21 protein-coding genes and 1 riboswitch are annotated in these 19,755 nt (G+C 43.2%); all 21 genes read right to left on the bottom strand.

Going from position 1 to position 19,755, the window contains the following annotated elements; genetic code table 11:
* Positions 1–123: 123 nt before the first annotated feature.
* Positions 124–399 (bottom strand): propanediol utilization microcompartment protein PduA, encoded by a 276-nt coding sequence (gene pduA / locus J1C81_RS09135; protein WP_002896373.1) that lies wholly within the window; start codon positions 397–399, stop codon positions 124–126.
* A gap of 55 nt (positions 400–454) precedes the next feature.
* Positions 455–736, bottom strand: coding sequence for a propanediol utilization microcompartment protein PduA (gene pduA / locus J1C81_RS09140; protein WP_002915825.1), 282 nt, complete (start codon positions 734–736; stop codon positions 455–457).
* A gap of 34 nt (positions 737–770) precedes the next feature.
* Complete coding sequence (locus tag J1C81_RS09145) at positions 771–2,249, bottom strand: acetaldehyde dehydrogenase (acetylating) (protein WP_002915826.1); 1,479 nt, start codon at positions 2,247–2,249, stop codon at positions 771–773.
* Positions 2,250–2,255: 6 nt separating this feature from the next.
* On the bottom strand, positions 2,256–2,819 hold the full coding sequence (locus J1C81_RS09150) for a BMC domain-containing protein (RefSeq protein WP_002915827.1): 564 nt from the start codon (positions 2,817–2,819) through the stop codon (positions 2,256–2,258).
* 15 nt (positions 2,820–2,834) lie between these two features.
* Complete coding sequence (gene eutL, locus J1C81_RS09155; protein ID WP_009659835.1) at positions 2,835–3,488, bottom strand: ethanolamine utilization microcompartment protein EutL; 654 nt, start codon at positions 3,486–3,488, stop codon at positions 2,835–2,837.
* Between the two features lie 15 nt (positions 3,489–3,503).
* On the bottom strand, positions 3,504–4,424 hold the full coding sequence (gene eutC, locus J1C81_RS09160; RefSeq protein WP_002915828.1) for an ethanolamine ammonia-lyase subunit EutC: 921 nt from the start codon (positions 4,422–4,424) through the stop codon (positions 3,504–3,506).
* A 16-nt stretch (positions 4,425–4,440) separates the two neighbouring features.
* Positions 4,441–5,811: an ethanolamine ammonia-lyase subunit EutB gene (locus J1C81_RS09165; RefSeq protein ID WP_002915829.1), complete on the bottom strand. Its 1,371-nt coding sequence runs from the start codon at positions 5,809–5,811 to the stop codon at positions 4,441–4,443.
* A gap of 31 nt (positions 5,812–5,842) precedes the next feature.
* Complete coding sequence (gene eutA / locus J1C81_RS09170) at positions 5,843–7,276, bottom strand: ethanolamine ammonia-lyase reactivating factor EutA (protein WP_002915830.1); 1,434 nt, start codon at positions 7,274–7,276, stop codon at positions 5,843–5,845.
* Between the two features lie 113 nt (positions 7,277–7,389).
* Positions 7,390–8,826 carry a sensor histidine kinase gene (locus tag J1C81_RS09175; RefSeq protein WP_002915831.1) on the bottom strand — a complete coding sequence of 479 codons (1,437 nt, stop codon included), beginning with the start codon at positions 8,824–8,826 and terminating at the stop codon, positions 7,390–7,392.
* Entirely contained in the window at positions 8,826–9,401 is a 576-nt protein-coding gene (locus J1C81_RS09180; RefSeq protein ID WP_002902510.1) for an ANTAR domain-containing response regulator, read from the bottom strand. The genes J1C81_RS09175 and J1C81_RS09180 overlap by 1 nt, the downstream gene beginning before the upstream one ends.
* A 24-nt stretch (positions 9,402–9,425) precedes the next feature.
* Positions 9,426–9,770 (bottom strand): BMC domain-containing protein, encoded by a 345-nt coding sequence (locus tag J1C81_RS09185; protein WP_002898216.1) that lies wholly within the window; start codon positions 9,768–9,770, stop codon positions 9,426–9,428.
* A gap of 96 nt (positions 9,771–9,866) precedes the next feature.
* On the bottom strand, positions 9,867–11,009 hold the full coding sequence (locus J1C81_RS09190; RefSeq protein ID WP_002896393.1) for a 1-propanol dehydrogenase PduQ: 1,143 nt from the start codon (positions 11,007–11,009) through the stop codon (positions 9,867–9,869).
* Positions 11,010–11,319: 310 nt separating this feature from the next.
* A riboswitch (adenosylcobalamin (AdoCbl) riboswitch) is annotated at positions 11,320–11,468 on the top strand.
* 261 nt (positions 11,469–11,729) lie between these two features.
* Positions 11,730–12,329, bottom strand: a complete 600-nt coding sequence (locus J1C81_RS09195) for a cob(I)yrinic acid a,c-diamide adenosyltransferase (RefSeq protein WP_002915832.1) — start codon at positions 12,327–12,329, stop codon at positions 11,730–11,732.
* 12 nt (positions 12,330–12,341) lie between these two features.
* Complete coding sequence (cobT, locus tag J1C81_RS09200; protein WP_002915834.1) at positions 12,342–13,409, bottom strand: nicotinate-nucleotide--dimethylbenzimidazole phosphoribosyltransferase; 1,068 nt, start codon at positions 13,407–13,409, stop codon at positions 12,342–12,344.
* A 1-nt stretch (position 13,410) separates the two neighbouring features.
* Positions 13,411–14,277 (bottom strand): hypothetical protein, encoded by an 867-nt coding sequence (locus J1C81_RS09205; protein WP_002915835.1) that lies wholly within the window; start codon positions 14,275–14,277, stop codon positions 13,411–13,413.
* A complete protein-coding gene (gene cobD / locus J1C81_RS09210; RefSeq protein WP_002915836.1) occupies positions 14,270–15,364 on the bottom strand; it encodes a threonine-phosphate decarboxylase CobD in 1,095 nt (364 codons plus the stop codon). Before cobD ends, J1C81_RS09205 begins: the two co-directional genes overlap by 8 nt.
* Positions 15,365–15,427: 63 nt before the next feature.
* Positions 15,428–15,862, bottom strand: a complete 435-nt coding sequence (locus tag J1C81_RS09215) for a EutP/PduV family microcompartment system protein (protein WP_080557029.1) — start codon at positions 15,860–15,862, stop codon at positions 15,428–15,430.
* Positions 15,863–15,901: 39 nt separating this feature from the next.
* Positions 15,902–17,218 carry a phosphoserine phosphatase gene (locus tag J1C81_RS09220; protein ID WP_032909762.1) on the bottom strand — a complete coding sequence of 439 codons (1,317 nt, stop codon included), beginning with the start codon at positions 17,216–17,218 and terminating at the stop codon, positions 15,902–15,904.
* Between the two features lie 198 nt (positions 17,219–17,416).
* On the bottom strand, positions 17,417–17,977 hold the full coding sequence (locus J1C81_RS09225) for a hypothetical protein (protein ID WP_002915840.1): 561 nt from the start codon (positions 17,975–17,977) through the stop codon (positions 17,417–17,419).
* Between the two features lie 95 nt (positions 17,978–18,072).
* Positions 18,073–18,795: a hypothetical protein gene (locus J1C81_RS09230; protein ID WP_002915841.1), complete on the bottom strand. Its 723-nt coding sequence runs from the start codon at positions 18,793–18,795 to the stop codon at positions 18,073–18,075.
* Positions 18,796–19,098: 303 nt separating this feature from the next.
* On the bottom strand, positions 19,099–19,755 hold the full coding sequence (locus tag J1C81_RS09235) for a hypothetical protein (protein ID WP_002915842.1): 657 nt from the start codon (positions 19,753–19,755) through the stop codon (positions 19,099–19,101).

Genomic DNA, 19,755 nt, shown 5'->3' on the forward strand with positions numbered 1-19,755 from the left:
TTACGTATAGAGCTACTGCCCATAAGCTTCATTTTCACTGAGTATTCTATTTGCCTCAGGGGCCTGTATAAGACCTAAACGCTATAATACAGGCCCCTTCAGCAAATATTTATCTGTCCCAGATTATTTGGGCAGAATAACTTCCACTTCAGCATGTGGACGTGGAATTACGTGAACTGAAATCAATTCACCAACGTTTTCAGCTGCAGCTGCTCCAGCATCTGTCGCTGCTTTGACTGCGCCGACATCACCACGAACCATTACAGTTACCAATCCAGCACCGACTTGTTCTTTACCAATCAAAGTTACGTTAGCGGCTTTGACCATTGCATCAGCTGCTTCAATTGCGCCGACGAGTCCTTTTGTTTCTACCATTCCTAATGCATTTGCGTTTGCCATGTTTATTTCCTCCAATTATTTTCTTGTTTTTAATTTTATCCGAAAGTCTGTAATCTTATTCTTGATGAGGCAAGATTACTTCTACTTCTGCGTGTGGACGTGGGATTACATGAACTGAAATCAATTCACCAACGTTTTCAGCTGCAGCTGCTCCAGCATCTGTCGCTGCTTTGACTGCGCCGACATCACCACGAACCATTACAGTTACCAATCCAGCACCGACTTGTTCTTTACCAATCAAAGTTACGTTAGCGGCTTTAACCATTGCATCAGCTGCTTCGATTGCGCCGACGAGTCCTTTTGTTTCTACCATTCCTAATGCATTTGTGATTGCCATGATTGTATCCTCCAATTTTAATGTTTAATATTGACTATTTTAGTTTTTCCAATACGCGTTGAACCAACAAGGTTACCAGTTCTTCTTCGTTTGATCCGTCAACTGCTACTGCTTTTGGTTCTTCCACTGCCATATTTTCTGCTTGTCGCAGGTCTGACAGTTCAGCTGTTCCGTAAGCTACACGACGGATATTGAAGAGATTGAGCGGGCTGACATTATCAGATGTCGCGCTGCCACCCACAGCTCCACAACCCAAAGTAAAGGCTGGGAAGAGACCAGTCGTTGCACCGACACCACCCAGAGCTGCTGGCGTATTGATCAGCAGGCGAGATACTGGTTTTTTCAGTGCAAATTCACGAATAATTTCTTCGTTTTGACTGTGAATAGCAAGAGTGTGGCCTGCACCTTCGTGATGCAAGATCTTAATGCTCAGCTCACAAGCTTCCAACCAGTCCTTGACAGTGTAGAAGCCTAAGACTGGAGCCAGTTTTTCCATAGAATATGGATACTGCTTGCCGACGCCTGTTTCTTCTGCAATCAAGACCCGAGCATCAGCTGGAACTGAAATACCAGCTAACTCAGCAATCACCTGAGGTGTTTTACCAACCATCTTCGGATTCATCGCACCACTCGGCTGGATAATGAAGGCACCCAGTTTCTTAGCATCTTCTGCTGGAACAAAGTAAGCACCTTGTTTCTTGAACTCTGCTACAACCTTTTCCTTCATATCTTCTTCGACGATGATAGACTGCTCAGATGCACAAATCACACCATTGTCAAAGGTTTTAGAATCCAAAATCTGACGAACTGCTTTTGGCACATCTGCTGTTCTTTCGATGAAGGCTGGACCATTACCAGGACCTACACCGATTGCTGGTGTACCAGATGAGTATGCTGCTTTGACCATTGCATTTCCGCCAGTCGCCAAAATGAGATTTGTATCCTTGTGTCGCATCAACTCATTGGTAGCTGCGATGGATACCCGATGAATCGCACTGATGGCTCCATCCGGACAGCCAGCTGATTTAGCAGCTTTCTTGATGATTTCCACCGTTTCCTCAATACTTTTAAGAGCATTTGGGTGAGGAGAGAAGACGATACTGTTTCCTGCCTTCAAAGCGATCAAAGCCTTATACATAACTGTTGATGTCGGGTTGGTTGATGGAATCAAGCCAGCAATGACGCCGACTGGAACCCCAACTTCCAAGACTTTCTTTTCCTTGTCTTCGCGGAGAACCCCAACAGTTTTCATATCCTTGATTTCTTCAAGAATACCTTTGGAAGCAAGAGCATTTTTCAATACCTTGTCTTCCCAGCGGCCAAAGCCTGTTTCCTGAGCCGCCATTTTGGCTAGGCGTTCACGCTCATCATAACAAGCTTTCGCTACTACTTTTACAATGGTATCAATTTGCTCTTGGCTCATTTTAGCAAGTTCTGCTTGGGCTTTCTTTGCATCCCGAATCAAATTCCTTACTTCCTGAATCGATACCAAATCTTTATCTTCTAAAAACATCCGCAATTACTCCTCTCCTATTGTTTCCATCAAAGTCTCAACGAGAAGTTTCTTGTTGGCAAATTTTATTTCTTTCTTGCTGAGACGGATACCTTCTTGATGATAGGCAAGGCTGCGTAGTTCGACGACTTTTAGTTTTTCCAGTTTTTCTCTGGTGTAGGTCCTTGTCTCTCCTTCAAGCTTCTCTGCTGGTTTAGCCTTAGTTTCCTTTACAGGCTGAGGCTTTTCTTCGATTTTTTCTGAAGGGATTGTTTCCGCCGTAGAAGCAATCTCTTTTTTAGCTGTTTTACTATTTCTCTTTGGTGCAAAGAGAAGGTCTGTCTGGTTATCCAACCTAGAAATTACATGGCTGGCCAGATAGTAAGGTTTATCCTGTACCAACTCAACTGCCGCATCAACCGCTGAGCGGACTGCACTGACATCGCCTATTAATTGAACTGTGTTCAAACCAGCTTTGACCGTTTCAATATTAAGCAATGATACATTGGCAGCCTTCAAAGCCGCATCTGCCGCAACTACAGCACCTAGATAACCTTTTACTTCAATTAAACCTAGTGCTCTATCTGCCATTTAATCAACTCCTAATCAATAACTTTTAGGATCATTTGCTACTGCGATGACTGCATTCGCAAATGCGTCGCAGGCAGCTCGGCATGCTGACTGTGATCCGACCAGAAGACCGCCGGCAAAGTTGGTTTCGCTCGGTGGTCCATAGAAGGCTCCAACTTGCACATCTGCCGCTTTCAAAGCCGCATCCAGTGCCACCATAGCTTCACCCGGTGGAGCAATCAAGTAAGCAATCGCTGTTCCTTCTTCCGCATTAGCCCCCTCTGACAGGTAAGAACCTGCACGAGAGATACAATGAGCGAAATAAGGAATGCTGTCATCATCATTGGCACTGTAGAAGCTAGCCCCATTTTCGATTTCATAGACTGCTACATCCAGACCGCTGCGAACTTCTTCTGGGTTTGGACCAGCCAAGATACCGATGACTTCACCAGCCAGCTTAGTTGAAGCGTTGCCTGCACCAGCGTACATACTGCGAGCATAGACTACTTCGACATCTGCTGCCTTGGTTGCTTCATCCAAGGCTACATAAGTGACATCATCACAGTCAGAAGTGATAATTCCCAGGCTTCTGTGATGTGGTTTAAGCTCCAAAGAAGCTGCCAAACCTGCATCCACGTTCGAAATCAGAAGGGCACTCAATACATTTGCACCTAATCGATCATTTTTCAAAGCCACTACCTCCTATTATTTCAAATCAATTCCTGATTTCTTATTATCAAGAATCTTCTTAATGATTTCTGCTACATAGGCCCCAGCTTCAACGGCTGGTGTTCCGCCTTTATGAATATTGGAAACAACGGTCCGTTTCGCTTCTGGCATACCAACTGTTGGCTTGTAAGCCAAGTAAGCACTCATGGACTCAGCTGTTACTAGACCTGGACGCTCACCGACCAGCATACAGATAACTTCTGCACCAGTCAGTTCTGCGATTTGGTCCATAGCTGCAACCCGAGCATGCTTGATAAAGAGTACTTCGCCAAAGTCCAGTCCGAACATTTTCAGACCTTGCTTCAGAGCTGGCAGGAAGTCTTTGACGTTAGCCTCGATAGCTGATGAGCTAAGACCATCACCAACGACAATCTGAACCTTGGCATTAGGTTTGCATTTTTCCTTGATAATCGCCTGCTGATCTTCTGGGAAGATGCGGCCAAAATCTGGACGTGTCAGGTACTCATCCTTAGTAACTGCCTTTGTCTGTACAGGAATGAAGCCCATTTCCTTGATAAAGTCATCTGAAACATAGGAGAAGACCGCATCCTGAGCTGCCGCATGGTCTGCTCGGAAACGCAGAACAGTTTGTGTCTTGTAGCGATCACCTGCCCGCCACAAGCCCAGACGTGCCGGAGTAAATTTCTTAATCTTCCGGTAGGCTTCTTCATTGATGGCATTCGGAATCAAGAACTGTTCCTGGATATCTACTTCTGTTATATCTGGAATGACGCCATCTTCTATCACTGAAGTGTCTTGTTTGACTTCTTCCTGCAGAGAAACTGCAGATTTTTCAACTTTATTCTGGTCAGTCGCTGCTGTTTCTTTAGCAGCTGAGTCGCCGCCCATCTCATTTAACAATGAGCGAATCATTTCTTTTAATTGCAATTCATCCACAATGATTTCCTCCTTGCTAATTTTGTCTCATAAAGATGGAGCCGTCTCCGCCGATTTCTGTCAGGTGGCCATCTTCCATCAAGCCCATCTTTTCCATCCACTCTTCAAATTCCTTGATTGGACGTTTATTGAGAAGTGAACGCATGGTTGCTGTTTCATGGTAACCAGTTGTTTGATAGTTAAGCATGATATCGTCACCATGAGGAATCGCCATGATGTAGTTAACATTAGCTGCTCCGAGAAGAACCAAGAGATTTTCAGCGTCGTTTTGGTCAGCCTTCATGTGGTTAGTGTAACAGATATCACAACCCATTGAGATACCAGTCAGTTTGCCCATGAAATGGTCTTCCAAACCAGCACGGATAACTTGCTTAGAATCATAGAGATATTCAGGTCCGATAAATCCAACAACGGTATTTACCAAGAATGGATCGAAGCGTTTAGCGAAACCATAACAACGAGCTTCCATAGTCACTTGGTCTGCTCCATGGTGAGCGTCAGATGAAAGTTCAGAACCTTGACCTGTTTCAAAGTACATGACATTCGGTCCAGCAGCTGTTCCCACTTTCAGAGCTGTATCCCAAGCTTCTTGAATGATTTTAGCATCAAAACCAAAAGCTTCATTTCCTTTTTCAGATCCAGCGATAGACTGGAAGACCAATCCTGTCGGAGCACCTTGATTCATGGCTTCAATCTGAGTAGTAACGTGAGCTAGCACACAGTGCTGAGTTGGAATCTTGTACTCTTCGATAAAGTCGTTAAACTTATGTAAGACCCGCTTGACGCTTTCTACTGAGTCGTCTACTGGGTTCAATCCTAAGAGAGCATCCCCACATCCATAGGCAAAACCTTCCATAGTAGAAGCCATAATCCCGTCTGGATCGTCTGTGGTATGGTTTGGTTGAAGACGAGAAGAGAATGTTCCCGGCATACCAATCGTTGTATTGGCATGTTTGGTAATGACAATCTTATTGGCAGCTACAATCAAGTCCAAGTTGGTCATCAACTTAGCAACCGCTGCTACCATTTCAGAAGTCAACCCACGAGACAGCCACTGAATGTCCACGTTCTTAGTCTTGTTATCCAAGATCCATTCACGCAGCTCTTCTACTGTCCAGTTCTTAATCTTTTCGTAAGTACGAAGATTGACGTCGTCAATGATAATCCGTGTTACTTCATCTTCTTCATAAGGCACTACTGGATTATTGAACAAATCAGACAGTTTCAGCTGAGCTAGTACAACCTTAGCAGCGACACGCTCTTCAGCAGATTCTGCTGCTACTCCGGCTAGCTGATCTCCGGATTTGTACTCATTGGCTTTGGCCAGCACTTCTTTTACGGATTTAAATTCGTAAAGCCGACCAAACAATTTTGTTTTCAAAATCATGGATTACTTCCTCCTTTGTGTAAATAAAAGTTTAATTAAACACCAATGTTTTCACGACAATCGGTAGGACCGAGCCTTCGATAACTGGATTACCAATATCGATATAGTCGCCATTTTGAACATCCACTGAGTCAATGCAGACAAATGGATAATCCTTAGGCAACTGAGCAAAGAGACATTGACCTAATACCTTGGCCATATCTTCTCTGACCACCACTAGCAGCGGAATTTTCTTTTCAATGCTTTCGCTCATTCCACTGACAATAGCCTCTGCGTATTCCAAAACCCGGGCGAAGCTTGGGCTTTTTTCTCCATTGATTGCCAAAGCCACCTGCTGGACTTCATTTTCCAGTGTGAACCAGGCCACCTTGTCCCTGATAATCTGCTGCAGTCCCTCCTTATCCTCATGCTCATCAGAAGCAGCCAGTTTGAGAACTGGAATGTTCTTAATAGGGAGGATATCGGAGATGTAGGTAATGGTACTGCCGCTGACATCGGTCGTATGGCTGCCCGCTCCAACAACGGTTGCCCGGATAGTCTCAGCTGACTGGATGACTTTCTTTTGATCAAAAATCTTGGATTTGCTCAGCGCCCTGCCTAGCAAGATACCGATATCCCCATAGCGGAAATCATCCGCCGAGGTCGTTTCCAAGTATATTCCATCAGCTACACCACCAGAGAAAGATACGCAGTGGAGATCATAGTTCAACTTGAGACCGTGGTTGGTCTGTAGGAGCTCATAGTAAGGACTGTGATTGTCAATTCCTACAGACTGTTCTAATACGGAGACCATTTCTTGAATCAGCCGATCCAAATCAGCCCGATGGACTGTTTCACCAACTGCCAGCTGAAGCCCCTGCTCTGCAATGATAGTCTGCAGTTTTGGAGCAATATAGCTAATCCGCTGGGTCTGCGGATCCATCTTTATTAGCCGACCTCCGATATCAAAACACCCTGTATCAATCACATCTCCTTCTCGGAAAACTGCCAGATTGGAAGTCCCCCCACCAATATCAATATTGACGACTGATGTATGATGCTCTTGGGAATACTGATGACTGCAGGCCCCTTTACCAGCGATGATACTCTCAAGGTCTGGGCCGGCCGTCGCAACGACAAAGTCACCAGCATAGCCACTCAGGGCTTGCAGCACCTGACTGGCATTTTCCTTTCGAGCTGTCTCACCAGTAATGATGACTGCCCCCATCTGAATATCTTTTTTCTGAATGCCTGCTTTCGCATACTCATTCAGAACAAAGTTTTTGATCTTATCTACCTCGATCAAAAGTTGATCCGAAATTGGTGTGAAGATAATTTCACTTTTATAAAGAACTTTTTTATCTGTAATATAGACACGAGGAATAGTAAACACAGAAGCAATATTCTCGATGGTAAGCTCTGAAAGGATCAGCTGTGTAGTGGCTGTCCCGATATCAAGCCCCACACTCAAAATTTTATCTGACATACTAAAAACCTCCAAAAAAAGACGCTCAAAGCAATGCAAACAAACAGAGTTCATTTACATTCTTCAAGCGTCATTGCTTTTTTCGACTGACATCATTGTTAGTCTGGTAGTATTTATTTTTTAAAACGAATGGTCGTTATCGTCCCCTCATGGTCTGAGTGGATAGACAAGGTTCCAAACAATTTTCCTTGGACAAAGCGCTCCACCAAGAGTAGGCCCAGATGATTCTCAAAGGAATGCTCTTGATTGTAACCGCTACCATTATCCAGTACTTTTAAAGTTATTATATCATTTTTAAATCCAACCTGCAAACGGATTTGCGGTTTTTCTGGATTTTTTTTATCCTTAAAAGCATGCTCATAGCTATTCTGCAGTAATTCATTGACGATTAGCGCCAGTGAAGTAGCCCGGCTGCTGTCGAGACAGAGTTCCGGTTCCAAGCTGTAGGTCAGGGCTATTTCCCTATGCCCGAAAAAACAGCTCTGAACATTTTCGATAACTTTTTTCAGCAGATGCTCAATCTGAATGCTGTCATCCTGCTGAGAAGACAGGAGCTCGTGAGTCGCTGCTATAGAGAGCACACGATTCATACTGTCATTAAGAGCTTTTTTGGTTTCTGCTCCTGGACTTTGCTGAGCCTGTAGTCGCAGCAAGGAAACAACGGTTTGCAAGTGATTCTTTACCCGATGGTTCATTTCACGAATGGTAGTTGTATGGGTTAAGAGCTGCGCTTCCTTTTCCTTGATGTCTGTAATATCCTTACAGATCATGACCACATTTTCACTCTCAGCCAGCAAGTAGCGCTTGACCAAAAAGCAATAAGTGCCATAATGTACCTCAACTTGGTGAGGTTTTTCTTGAGGGGCTTGCGGTCCCAGTTGCTGGATTTCTTCAAAAGTCAGACTGTCTAAGACCAGATTGCTATAGTGCATTCCCTCAATCGAGTCCATATAGCCTAACTTATGGCGATAAGAGTCGGCAGCTGCTTGATTGAAATACTTGAGATAGCCCTGCCGGTCAAAGACCAGACAAGCTTCGTCAATATGATCAAATAAAACAAACTGCTCTTGCGCTGTAATCTCAGGATTGCTCCGTAACTCAAAATCGTCGTCCTCTTTATCTAAAGAAAAGTGGTCCGGCAAAGTCTGTGGAGCATTTCTTTCGATAATCAGCGTTCCAATGACGCGCTCTTCTCTCACTATCGGAAAGACCGTCTGATGGATGGCTAAGCCCTCCTGCGATCTGGCCGAAAGCCCAATCGAGGGAGCGCCCGTCTCCAAGGTCCGGATAACACCTGGCTCATTTTCCAGATAGGCCATAGCACCTACGACCGAGTTTTCGTACAAGCTGAGCTTGCTTTCCGGTTTTTTGTGAAAGATGACAATGGCATGTTCCGAAAAGATGTTCTTTACGTCAATGAAGACATCTTCATTGGCATAAGCTGAGTTTTTCAATAATTCGTCAGCCTGTTGGACAAGATGCTCGATATCAGCCTCATCCAAATTTGTCTGTTCCTGACAAAGCTGCTTTATCTTATCTTTATACATCATTACACATCATCTTGGAGCACCAGCAATTTGGCAATCTCAATCATTGGCACTCTCTTTTGCATACTAATTGTCCGAATGCGCTTGAAAGCTTCTGGCTCTGACAAATGATCACGAGCCATCAACAAGCCTTTGGCCTTTTCAATCACAATCCGATCGTCTATCTTTTTCGACAGCTTGACCATTTCATTGGACATCTGCTGAAGCTGGCGGCCCTTCTCAATGCAGACCTCTACCATAGGAATCAAGGACTTGGCATCCAAAGGTTTAACCAAGTAAGCACTAATCCCATTGGTTTTAGCTTTTTGAACATAGTGTTCATCACTGTAGGCTGACAGTAGAATCACACTGTAGGCTAAAGCATCTTCGAGTATTTTCTTACCCGCTGTCAGGCCATCCAAAAGCGGAAGCTTGATGTCCATCATGACCAAGTCACAACGATATTTCTGACACAAATCAATAGCCTCAAAGCCATCGGATGCCTCAGCCACCACTTCATAATCAGCTGCTTCTAATATATTTCGGATATCTAATCTTACAATTGGATCATCATCAACAATTAGTATTCTGCCCTTCATACTTCCCCTCGACAGTTTGATTTTTTATGTCCGCGTTACGACAGTGCTGGAGAAGCCCAAAATCTCTTCCAGACCTTGTAAAACGGCAATGAGAGCTGCCTCAACAGAAGAAACGTCACCTGTCATCACGACAGAGCCGCTGAAACGATCCACAAAACCAACTTGAACATCCGCAGCCTTGGTCGCAATATCAACCGCAATGATAGCCGCTTCACTCGGAGTGATCGTCAAGATTCCAATCGCATCCTTGATTTCTGCCTGCAATCCCAATTTTTCAAAAATGACTTCATCAGGATTGGCGATAAGGTGCGCCAAGGTCACTTGTTTCCCAGGAACGTATTCCTGTATCATTCTTTGTTTTTCTTCCAATTTAGTAAACCTTCTTCATGATTTTAAACGTTCAGAAGTGTACTGCATGCTCTTAATCATTATACAATAATTTTGGCATAACAGCAATTCAGAGGATTAAAACGCTTTCTCTAATACTTTAAGCAGCTCTTCTGCCGTAGGGACACGAGGGTTAGTCGGAGTACAGCCATCATGCAGGGCAGCTTCTGAAATTTCTACCTTGTACTGAGCAAAAGCATCTGCTTTCACACCATATTCTCTCAGAGAAGTTGGCATCTCCAGCTTTCTTTGTAGTTTCTTGATGGCTTCAACCAGCTGTCTTACTCCTGACACAGGACTTGAAGCACTGCATCCCAATAGTTTGGCAATATCTTGATAGCGGCTCGCTACAGTCTTGTCTGTCGCCTGCCGGTTCCGATTGTTGAATTCGATACCAGCATTATACTGAATGACATGGGGCATTAAAATACTGTTTAAACGACCATGAGGTACATGGAACTTAGCTCCTGCCGCATGTGCCAGACTGTGATTGATACCCAAAGAAGCTGTGTTAAAGGCCATACCAGCCAGAGTGGATGCTGCATGCATCTTTTCACGCGCTTCTACATCCTGACCATTTTTGTAGGCTTTAGGCAGGTATTCAAAGACCAGCTTGATTGCCTTTTCAGCCAAGGCATCAGAGAAGTCCGTAGCCTTGGTCGATACATAAGCTTCAATGGCATGGGTCAATACATCCATTCCAGTGTCAGCCGTTATGTTACCAGGAAGTGACAGAACCAAATCCGCATCTAAGATTGCAACATCCGGAAGGATTTCTTTGGTCACTAAAGGATATTTGGTCCCTCTCTCTGCATCCGTGATTACAGAAAAGGACGTTACTTCAGATCCAGTTCCGCTTGTTGTAGGAATGGCAATGAGAATGGCCTCTGAGAAGGCACCCTGCTTCTTGGCAAAATAATACATAGCCTTGGAAGCATCAATGGCAGAGCCTCCGCCAATAGAAAGCACAATGCTGATTGGCTTGTCTCCAGCACTCTTGATGCCAGCCACAACCGTTTCGATTGGCGGATCAGGCACAATATCTGTGAAAACAACAATATCATTGCTGTCATCAAAGTTGGCTAAAATAGCATCCAGCGTGCCAGATGTCTTCAAAAAAGGATCGGCAACGACTAAAATATGCTCGTTTTTATAATGGCTTAATTGCTGCAGAGCGCCCTTGCCCACATGCAATTCAGTCTTATAGGAAATCTTATACATCTTTTCTCCTTTCTGTTGTATCTGTTTTTAAACAAAAAGAAGCTATATGAAAATAAGACTGCTCCCCTACACACGTCACAGCATTTTCATATAGCTTCATTGCTTATTTATCTTCAGTACCCCTTTGTACTATATTGAATTATAACACAAAAGCGCTTTCATAGCAATAAAAAAGTCATTAATATAAGAAGTTTTTAGTGCTGCTTCTCCTTGCAAAGCCAAGCTTATTTGAAGGATTAAATTTTTATTAAAATTTGATTCGTTTTCCTTGTAATTACCTGTGAAAGGTGTTACAATCTAGTTACTAGGAAATTGATTTTAGTACTTTTAAGGATATGGAAGTCTGGTGCAAATCCAGCGCGGTCCCGCCACTGTGATAAGCTTTTCAGCTTTAAGTCAGGTCTTTATTCTTAAATTTTAGTAGATTTCATGCCTCGATGTAAGGTAGTGATGTCAGTTTGGAACAAACATTTTAGCTTAGTTTCCATTATTGACTCTACGTTTAAGTACGTTAATTTTCTAAAGATGAGGTTTCTCTTGTCTTTCTGCAAAGGAGCAGAGTCAATAATTGGAAAGCTAGTGCTAATCAACGAAGCTTAGCATGAAGATACGATGATGTATAGGCGGCTTTCTTTTTTTAGAAGATCAAAATAAGTTCTGTCCTTCCAAGACTTGGTAAAAGTCAATTTGGAAAGACAGAACTTTTTCTGTTTCTTTTTATCACTGGCGCTTGCTAGCCCAACGCTCAACATCCGCCTTGGTGATATTGTGGAAGACCTTGGCACCTCTTTCATAGGCCACGTCTTCTTGATGTTTGGTAAAGTTGATTACTCGAGCCAAGGCAAAGAAGTAATCTGACAGACGGTTGACAAAAATCAGGACATTATTGTTAATTTCCGTGGTCCACATAGTCCCTACGATATGACGCTCTGCCCGTCTTGCAATGGTCCGAGCTACATGAATCATAGAAGCAATCTCGTCACCGCCCGGCAGAATAAACCTTTCCAAAGCTGGTGGAATTTCTGCGTAGGTATCAATCCTCTCCTCAATCCAGTCAATCAGCTGCTGATCGACCTTATAAGGGTAAACTCCCTGAGGAGTAGAGAGGTCTGAACCACAGTCAAAGAGATAATGCTGCAGCTGGAGCAACTCATCTCTCAGCTTATCATCCTTGTCCAGCTTGGTAATAGTATAACCAATCCAAGAGTTCAGCTCATCAATGGTTCCGTAAGCATTAACTCGTTCCGCATCCTTGGCAACACTTTGGCCGCCAACTAGCTTGGTCAAGCCCTTGTCACCTGTTTTTGTATAGAGTTGCATATTTTTCCTCCTTTAAGTCACATTTTTGCGAATATCAACATAATCTTCTTCTTTCAAACTGCCTTCAGCAAAGGTCGGCATGTGTTCCATGGTATAAACAGCATTTTCAAGCAGAAAGAAAGCCAAAGGACAGCCCGAACCTTCACCTAGTCGCATGTCCAACAAAAGCATGGGCTCCAGTCCTAGAAAGTCACTGATCAGTCTGTAAGCAGGCTCCGTCGATGCATGGGAAGCAAAGGTATAGTCCAAGACATGAGGAGTCAGCTGATGGGCAATCAGAAGCCCCGTCAGAGAGATAAGACCGTCCACTACACATGGCAGCTGATAGCGGGAACAGGCGAGATGAGTGCCTGCCATAGCCAGCATATCTAGCCCACCAAGCTTAGCGGTCAGATCCAGAATATCTCCATAAGGAGTGTGACGATTCAGACACTGCTGAATAATGGCTGTTTTATGAGCCTTCATATCCTGAGTCAGACCAGCTCCATAGCCGGTGACGTCTTCTGCTTTAAGGCCGAGAACCGCTGCAATGACAGCAGCTGAGGTGGTGGTGTTGCCAATCCCCATTTCTCCTGTTCCAAAGAGACGATAGCCGTCTTTGATCAGGGCCTCTGCCTTCTTGTAGCCGACTAGAATTGCCGCTATAGCCTGCTCGCGGGTCATGGCCGGCTTCTTGAGCATATTACGCGTCCCATGACAAACCTTGTCCTTATTTTCCTCAAAGATATCCTTCTTGCAACCAATGTCTACCAGGCAGATGTCTGAACCTGCATGTTTGGAAATAGCACACAAGCCTGACTTCCCTGCTAGAATATTGCGAGCAACAGTATAGGTCGTTTCTTGAGGATTGGCAGAAACGCCTTCAGCTACGATGCCATTATCTGCCACATAGACGAGAACAATCTTCTTTTCCAAATCAATGGGACCAGAAAACATGGCATGCAAGCGAGCATAGATAGTCTCTAGCTTTCCCAAGGAGCCTGGCGGCTTTCCAAGCTGATCGCAGTAGCTCTGTCCTTCTTGAAGCTTGTATTTGTCTATCGGAAGAATCTGCTCAATAATTTTTTCTAAGTCTTTCAAACTAGTCTATCTCCTCCCTGACCGGCTGCACCCCTTCAAAAATAATCCTGCTCAAGGTCCGAGTCTGATAATAAGCCCCACTGGCTGAGCGAGATAGTTCAGCCTCTAGCTTAGGCAAGACTTCTAGCTGTTCCCTGCTCAGCAACAGACCAACCAATGTACCACTATGGGCAACATTGAGGCCTAAACACTGGTGTTCTTTTACCAAATTCAGTAATTCTTTCAGATAGGGTTTGGGCAGCCGTTGGTTATTCAACAAAGCACTATAGCTCGCTAAATGGCCAATCTTTTCCAAACTCTTCTCCTGACAAGCCTCCTGAAAGAGAGGAAGCAAACGCTTAGACTCCTCAGCCGGATAGCTAGGACTGTCCTTCATCCGAACCAAGTCAAGAGTTGTCACCATCTCCACAGGCTCCAAGATATAGACATAGAGCTCCGGTCGCCAGTCTGTCTGCCAGACCACTTGACCAGTCAGGGGATTAATGACCGTCCAGTCCGCAAAAGCCACCGAGTCAGTAGGCTCAATCTTAGCACAGAGACGAGTCAAATCTGATGCCTTTAGAAGCTGCTTTTGTCCCAGAGCAGCTGCCTGCAGGTAGCTAATCATATCAGCAGTGCTGCTAGAATAGCCCTTGCTGATAGGCAGGTCTGACTCCTGAACAAAAGAGAAAGCATTGGCCACAGGCAGGAGCTCCAAAGCTCGCCTTACCTTTTCACCTTGGGCTTGCCTTGCGAGAGACGAAGCTCCATCCAATCTCACTCGACTTCGCTTCTCAATCCCATAGGAGAGCAGGACCTCCTGCTCTCCTGCTAAACCTTGAAATAATTCACCGCAGGAACCTGGACAGGAAACCATACCCTTAGTCATAAGGAGCCTCTTTCGCCAAGACCTCTGTCAGACAAGCCAGAAGCTGTTCATTTTCCTGATGGCTGCGGATGGCTATGCGGTAATGCCGTTCTGACAGATCATGATAATTTTGACAGGAACGAATAAAAATCTTTCTCTGCCGAAGCTCCTGACGCAGGTCCTGCTGACCTAGATACTCAAAGAAGATATAGTTGACACTAGGCTTGACTGGCCGAATCTGTGAAAATACAGTCAGCCCTTGAAAAAGGAAATCTCTTTCTACTCGAAGCCACTGCTTGGTAGCTTGCTGATAGGCCTGATCCTCCAAAAGGACAGGCAGGGCCTGGTCCGCCATAGCATTGACCGACCAAGGAGCGCGGCTCCCCTCTATCTCATCAAAGCAAGTTGGATGGCAGCTGAGAGCATAGCCCAGTCTCAGACCAGGAATAGCATAAAACTTAGTCAGAGACCGCACCACTACTGCATTTGGATAGGTGGCCAGACGTGAGACGAAGCTATAGTCCTCCTCATTGTCCAGAAAGTCCATAAAAGCCTCATCCAGTATCAAAAAGATTTGCCGCTCCTGCAAGTAGTCAGCTAGCTTTTCTAGCTCAGTACGCCGAATCAAGGTACCCGTCGGATTATTGGGATTGCAGATGAGTACAGCGTCTCCTGCAGTCAGTGAATCCAAGGCTGGCAACATGTCAGCTAGATTCCACTCATAGGATGGGGAAGGGAGGCTAAAGCGCTCCACCTTGGCCTGCACTTGCAAGAAGGCTTTTTCATATTCCATGAAAGTAGGGCTCAGAGTCAGGACAGTTTTTGGACGCAGGAAGCGGGCCAGCTCATAAAAGACTTCTACCGCACCATTTGCCAGCAGGACATTGTCCTTTTCTAGGCCATGATGATGTGCCAAAAGCTCTCTGGAGTGGCTGTAGCTGATGTCTGGATAATGAACCAGCCAATCAATGGACTCGGTCAGACAAGCCCTCAGCTTTTGAGAAATCCCCAAAGGATTGATATTGGCACTGAAATCCAGACAATCTTCTAGAGAAAAACCAAATTCCTCAGCCAAAGCTGCCGCATTTCCCCCGTGCTCTACTTTCATAAAAAGACATTCCTTCCTCGTTTCCTTATTAGAATCTAGTATACCATATTCGACTTCTCGTCCCTAGTCTGACTCCAGATAAGCCTGGAGACGGTCAATTCCTTCGTTTTCCGTCGCTGATATTTCAAAAATTTCCTTGGCTCCAGCCGCTTTCAGCTGCCGCCGTGCTTTTTCGATTTGTTCTTCCTTATCAGCCATATCAATCTTGGTGACAATACCAATCACTTCTTTATTGAAGAGGGAAGAAAAACCCTGAGGAAAGGTCTGCATCTGATTGGAAGCCGCCACCAAGAGGCCAATCACATCAGCTTCCGTTGCTGTCACGTTCAGAGCATTGTAATACTTACGATGCTGGAGAAATTCTCCGGGCGTATCAATGATGGCATCATAGAACTCAATAGCCTGAGTCTTAAAGTAGGTCAGCTCCAATCCTTTCAGTCGCTGGGTCAGAGTGGTCTTACCCACTCCGACTGGACCGACAAACATAATTTTTTTCATATCTTGCATCCATTCCTCTCTATGACAGGGAACTGCCTGCTATCTGCTGAGCTGGGCTTTCTTACTATCTAGTTTGATAGTTTCCCTGCCATTGAGCAGTACACCCTTATTTTCATCGCGGCCTTGCAGGTAGTAAAGGGCATCTTCCTGACCGTATGTTTCAATTGCCTTAGTTTGCAAAAGACCGATTCCCTTGCTAGGATCTCTCAAAAGATTGAAGATGATACCCATTTGCAGTTTAGGGAAGTCCTTGAGCATAGCATAGTCGCCATTACTATCGCCGGCAATCAGGATTGGTTCTTGATTGTCATGATTGACAGCAATCAGCTTCTTGATAGTTTCTGTCTTGCCCTCACCTTGAGTCTGAGCATAATTGGTATCGTATTCTGGCTGAATCACTCCCTGATCATCCTTTTTCAGGCGCATAGCAGTGACATTTTCTTTAGGAATATTGTAGCCATACTTAGAATTGCTAGCATAAGGGATAATCACATCGATATAAGACGCTGAGCAGATATAGACATCAATGCCGTTAGCCATCAGAGTCTTGTAGAGATTTTGCATTTCCTTGACCGAGCGAACACCGCGCTTGAAGGTCACAGTGATTTGGCCTGACTCACCTTTCAAGCCTTCTGGACTTTCCCAAGTTTCAGAAGTCAGCTTGTCTTGGAGAGCTTGGTCAATAGACTTTTCAGATAGAGCTTGAACTTCTTCAGAAGTCATACCTGCATAGAGGTAGGTCACCCATGGATAACTGATGTCAGAGCTGAAGGTATCACCAATCGCTTCGTAAAGATAGCGGAGTTTAGCAGCAAAGTCTTGGTATTCATCGGTCTTTTTGACTTCTTCCAGAGACTTGTCTCCTTGCATTCCCTTATAGCTATTGTAAATAACCGTGTAGTCAGAAAGCAGGTCAGCCGCAATCTTGTCAATGTTCACTGGTTCACCATCTTTGTTATGGAAATCCTCAACGAAATCGTCGCTCGGTATATTGGTCCGCACTGCTTGGTCAAATTCTTCCGGCGTCATCTTAAAGGCCAGATTTTCAATTTGATAGGTAAAGGTTGCTTCGCCAATGTCGTTAATGACGGTCGTATTGTCCCAGTCAAAGACGGCATAAGGTTTTTTATTTTTATCATAGCTAGAGCTGGTGTTCCCATTCTCCTTGATGAGCTTAGTCAGACGGGCATAAAGCTTGTCTTCCCAAACGCCCTTATCCAAAGTCTTAGCCTTGTCCTTATCCGTTGTCTCTGTCTTAGCCGAGGACGACTCCGTTGTCGTCTTATTATTCCCCGCTTGACAAGCTCCCAGAAGCAAAGCCAAACTACAAAGCAGCACAATTCCTTTTGTCCGCATAGAAACAATCCTCCATAAAAAATAATAGTGCGCAAAAAAATGGCATAGAAAACCCCTTTGATTCTGAAACACTCGCTTCATTGCGATCAAATCAGGCTTCCTTGCCATTTTCTATACTGTTATTATATTATAAACTATCTGGCAGACTTTGTCAATGAAGCGCTTTCAATTTTGTAAAAAAATAAAGGCAGAGAAAAATTATTTCTCTGCCTTAGCAAAGTTTTCTTCTAAATGTTGCAAGATTTTCTTACGTTTAGACATTTGGTAGTCATAATGAATCATAATAAGCGCATAACTTAAAATACTACCGAGTATCATCATCATCATATCACCATCTTTTAAATACAATATGGAAAGTAGTACCACACATGGGGTACCAAGTAATTGTGTTATTCTAATTACTTTATAATGTTTTTTTGCTTTTTCTATAAACTCCTTTCCCTCAGAACCTTCTAAATTTACTATAGAAAAAGTGGTTTTCTTTTTCATAGAAACCATTGCCATTCTAGTAATAATCCCAGTAAGAAAGATGGTTAAAATTAGTATTATTAATCGAATGTTAAAAGAATCTACTACAAGTTTCTTTGCTATCATCCTTAACAATGGACCAACTATCAGTATAAAGGCAGGGGTATAGGTCTGAATTTTCTCAGTGTTTTGTAAAACGTTAGATAGTTTTAATTGTTTCTTCTCTAAATCATAATAAAGGGCCTTACCCTGATACCAGCCTAAGTTTACTAAATTAGAATATTTCTTCATTCATTTTCCTTTTAAAGTATATTTTTTATCATTGTTTAACTACATAGGAGACATTCGGAACACCACTCAAATTTTTGTCAGCTACTAAAAACACCTCAAATCAGTTCATCACTTTTCGGATGCTTCCTTATATAAATAGCTGCATAAACCGCATCTACCATGACAGCTGGCAAAGTCAAGGTCAACAAAATTCCCAATAAAACACCAAAAGCATTCTGAATATAACCCGTTAGGAGGGAGGGAATGATTGTTGCCCCCGCAAAAGCTATAGCAAAATTATTCCACCATGTTTTCTTTCTATCTCCCTCTTTTACTTGATTAAAAGCCCAGACTTTTCCTTGATTCTTTGGGAGATAGTACCAAGCATAGAGGCCACAAGCAAAGATAAAAAGGAACATCATCAATATTACATAAAATGGAGTGAGAGGGGATTGATATATCTCCTTAGCTCCAATAGGACTACCGTCTGAAATAACCATTAGTAAACCAATAAAATTTAGACCTATCACTAAGCTTAACACTGTGAGGGCTATTAAATAATATGTTAAAACCTTCCATGCATTTATTAAATAGGGAATAAAAGAAATGATAATACCCAATATATTCACAACACCGCAAAGCAAAGAAAGCCCTTTAAAGATACCTAGATAATCTTCATAACTTCCAACCAAATACATAAAACCGCTTAATGCCAAACCAATCCATGGATATAATTTAATATAACCTAAGCTGACACCATGTGTAATCAATGGACCATGGTATCTTCCTTTTTCTATATTAGTGATATTTACTTTATCTTTTCTATTTATCTTTACCATTAACGAGACCACCCTTCCACTAGTTTAAGCCATTAGTTCTATTAGAAAAGATTTGTAAAAATCTGAATTATTTATTGGACTATAATCTATAATAATCATATTCAAAAAATCGTAATATTTTTTCTTCATTTCGCAACTCCTGTATTGATATTTTTGTTTCTTCTAAACTTCTCAGTATTAATTACTCTTATCCATTTTAAATCATTCTTGATAAACAATCCAGTTATAGAGGACACGTTCATATTTCCAGCTTTCCTCTTAATAAAAAAAGGGAAATCGTTTCTTCGATAATCCCCTTCAATTCTACAATTTTTCAGGCACTTGATTTCTCCAGCCTGTGAAAACTTGTGCATAGCCCAATAGATACAAGGGCGTCAATGCGATACTCAAGCCTACCAAAGCAATAATCATATAGAGTCCTGACAGCATAAACAGGCGAGTGATGACTGCTACTGCTGCTGACAAGCAGCACAGGACGATGGCATGAATCTGCAAAATATTGATCTTTTGTTTCTGTTCAAAATATCTCAATTTTGAAACGATCACCATCTGATAGAGCAAATTAATCAACTGATAAGACAAGCTGAGTATGATAAAAATCATAAAAAATGCTAAGTGGTTCTCACCAAAAAAGATGGAGCCCCAAAAAAGCAATTCAAAATGAAGAAATAGGTAAGAGCTGGTCGGAATGAGCTGCAAGACTTTGGTATCAAAAAACTTTTGGAAGAGTAAAAAGGCCAGGAACAAAATAAGCGCGTGAATGATAGTAAAATTCATGACTATCATGCTCAGATGATGCATCTCACCGCGTAAGAAAATAGAAACGATAAATACCAGTGAGATAAAAAATAACTCAATTAAACCAGCCTTATAAAAATCTAAGTTTCTAATTGGATTACAATCCGTAACAAGAACATTCAAAAATTCATAATATCTCTTTTTCATTTTGTAAACTCCCAT

The organism is Streptococcus sanguinis (assembly GCF_050225395.1).
Lineage (GTDB): Bacteria > Bacillota > Bacilli > Lactobacillales > Streptococcaceae > Streptococcus.